We start from the raw sequence: 3,365 nt of genomic DNA on the forward strand, positions 1-3,365 counted from the left end.
CTCCCACCCCACCCCATCACCTCCGAGCCCTCCACCATCGCAGCTCCGCAACGCTGCGGTGAATACGTTCCCGGGCCTTGTACACACCGCCCGTCAAGTCACGAAAGTTGGTAACACCCGAAGCCGGTGGCCTAACCCTTGTGGGGGGAGCCGTCGAAGGTGGGACCAGCGATTGGGACTAAGTCGTAACAAGGTAGCCGTACCGGAAGGTGCGGCTGGATCACCTCCTTTCTAAGGAGCATTAGTGCCCGTTGCATCACCGCGTGTGTGATGGCGGGTTGCTCATGGGTGGAACATCAATGAATGGTGCCAGTGGTGGTGCCGGCAGTGCTCGAGTACGTCATGCCTTTGCGGGTGTGGTTGGAATGGGTGGTGTTGGTGGCTGCGAGCTGGTGTTGGCACACTGTTGGGTCCTGGAACAGCAGGCACCCTGATCTGTGAGGGTTGGGTTGTTGTTTCTGGTCTCCGTATCTTGTGAAGCTGGCCTTGTGGGTTGGTGGATGGGGTGTGGGTTGTTGTTTGAGAACTGCATAGTGGACGCGAGCATCTTATTTTTTTGTTGCTGCATCGTTGATCGCACTGTTCCCCCTGGGGTGGTGTGTGAGGTGTGGTGATGCCGAGAATGACATCTTAGTTAGATATTGCTCATTTGAGGACTTTCATTGTGTGTGAAAGTTTCCAAGGGCGCATGGTGGATGCCTTGGCAACAGGAGCCGAAGAAGGACGTGGGAATCTGCGATAAGCCTGGTGGAGTCGATAACCGGACGTTGAGACCAGGATTTCCGAATGGGGAAACCCCGCACGACGTGTCGTGTGACCCCCGGTTGAACACATAGACCGGGTGGAGGGAACGTGGGGAAGTGAAACATCTCAGTACCCACAGGAAGAGAAAACAAAAGTGATTCCGTTAGTAGTGGCGAGCGAACGCGGATGGGGCTAAACCGTATGTGTGTGATACCCGGCAGGGGTTGCATGTGCGGTGTTGTGGGCCCCTCCTTGTCATGTCTGCCGGCATGGCGCAGTGAGGTGCGGGCATATAGACGAACCAGTGTGGATGCTGGACCGTAGAGGGTGAGAGTCCCGTAGTCGAAATGTGTTCCGCCGCTGTTGGAGGGTTGCCCGAGTAGCACGGGGCCCGAGGAATCCCGTGTGAATCTGCCAGGACCACCTGGTAAGCCTGAATACTACCTGTTGACCGATAGCGGATCAGTACCGTGAGGGAATGGTGAAAAGTACCCCGGGAGGGGAGTGAAATAGTACCTGAAACCATGTGCCTACAAACCGTTGGAGCCTCCTTGTGGGGTGACAGCGTGCCTTTTGAAGAATGAGCCTGCGAGTTAGTGATACGTGGCGAGGTTAACCCGTGTGGGGAAGCCGTAGCGAAAGCGAGTCTGAATAGGGCGATTGAGTCGCGTGTCCTAGACCCGAAGCGGAGTGATCTACCCATGGCCAGGTTGAAGCGCGTGTAAGAGCGCGTGGAGGACCGAACCCACTTCAGTTGAAAATGGAGGGGATGAGCTGTGGGTAGGGGTGAAAGGCCAATCAAACTCCGTGATAGCTGGTTCTCCCCGAAATGCATTTAGGTGCAGCGTCACGTGTTTCTTCCCGGAGGTAGAGCTACTGGATGGACGATGGGCCCTACAAGGTTACTGACTTCAGCCAAACTCCGAATGCCGGGAAGTGAGAGCGTGGCAGTGAGACTGTGGGGGATAAGCTTCATAGTCGAGAGGGAAACAGCCCAGACCACCGGTTAAGGCCCCTAAGCGTGTGCTAAGTGGGAAAGGATGTGGAGTTGCTGAGACAACCAGGAGGTTGGCTTAGAAGCAGCCACCCTTGAAAGAGTGCGTAATAGCTCACTGGTCAAGTGATTCCGCGCCGACAATGTAGCGGGGCTCAAGTACACCGCCGAAACCGTGGCATTCAGTTTTGCTGGATGGGTAGGGGAGCGTCGTTCACGAGGTGAAGCCAGCGGGTAACTTCTGGTGGATTGTGGACGAGTGAGAATGCAGGCATGAGTAGCGAAAGACGGGTGAGAAACCCGTCCGCCGGATGACTAAGGGTTCCAGGGTCAAGCTAATCTGCCCTGGGTAAGTCGGGACCTAAGGCGAGGCCGACAGGCGTAGTCGATGGACAACGGGTTGATATTCCCGTACCAGTGAAGAACCGTCCATGTTGAGCCGGTGATACTAACCGCCCGAACCATCCCGAACCCCGTCTTTGACGGGGTCGGTGATGGGGAGCGCGGGACCTGAACCGGGGAGGCAAGCGCATTAACAGGTGTGACGCAGGAAGGTAGCCGGGCCGGGCAATGGAAATGACCTGGTCTAAGGGTGTAGGGCTGCCGGTAGGTAAATCCGCCGGCTGTATGCCTGAGACCTGATGGGCGCCCACGTGGTGGGTGATCCGGTGATCCTATGCTGCCTAGAAAAGCATCGGCGCGAGGTTCAAACTGCCCGTACCCTAAACCGACACAGGTGGTCAGGTAGAGAATACTAAGGCGATCGAGAGAATCATGGTTAAGGAACTCGGCAAAATGCCCCCGTAACTTCGGGAGAAGGGGGGCCCCAACCCTGAGCACCACGTGCTGGTGTGAGGGGATCGGGGCCGCAGAGACCAGGGGGAAGCGACTGTTTATCAAAAACACAGGTCCATGCGAAGTCGTAAGACGATGTATATGGACTGACTCCTGCCCGGTGCTGGAAGGTTAAGGGGACCCGTTAGCTTCGGCGAAGCGGAGAACTTAAGCCCCAGTAAACGGCGGTGGTAACTATAACCATCCTAAGGTAGCGAAATTCCTTGTCGGGTAAGTTCCGACCTGCACGAATGGAGTAACGACTTCCCCGCTGTCTCAACCATGAACTCGGCGAAATTGCATTACGAGTAAAGATGCTCGTTACGCGCAGAAGGACGGAAAGACCCCGTGACCTTTACTATAGTTTGGTATTGGTATTCGGTGTGACTTGTGTAGGATAGGTGGGAGACTGTGAAGCGGGCACGCCAGTGTTCGTGGAGTCGCCGTTGAAATACCACTCTGGTCACTCTGGATATCTAACTTCGGCCCGTGATCCGGGTCAGGGACAGTGCCTGATGGGTAGTTTAACTGGGGCGGTTGCCTCCCAAAATGTAACGGAGGCGCCCAAAGGTTCCCTCAGCCTGGTTGGCAATCAGGTGTCGAGTGCAAGTGCACAAGGGAGCTTGACTGTGAGACTGACAGGTCGAGCAGGGACGAAAGTCGGGACTAGTGATCCGGCACCGGCAAGTGGAAGCGGTGTCGCTCAACGGATAAAAGGTACCCCGGGGATAACAGGCTGATCTTCCCCAAGAGTCCATATCGACGGGATGGTTTGGCACCTCGATGTCGGCTC

2 rRNA genes (1 of these 2 only partly in view) are annotated in these 3,365 nt (G+C 56.1%); both read left to right on the plus strand.

The features are described 5' to 3' along the window. Positions 1-231 (plus strand): 16S ribosomal RNA (locus ACFWJO_RS37330) (its annotated part extends 353 nt beyond the left edge of the window); the annotation flags it as partial. A 437-nt stretch (positions 232-668) separates the two neighbouring features. Next, positions 669-3,365 (plus strand): 23S ribosomal RNA (locus ACFWJO_RS37335); the annotation flags it as partial.

It is taken from the genome of Streptomyces sp. NPDC127092 (assembly GCF_042722475.1).
Classification (GTDB): Bacteria; Actinomycetota; Actinomycetes; order Streptomycetales; family Streptomycetaceae; genus Streptomyces.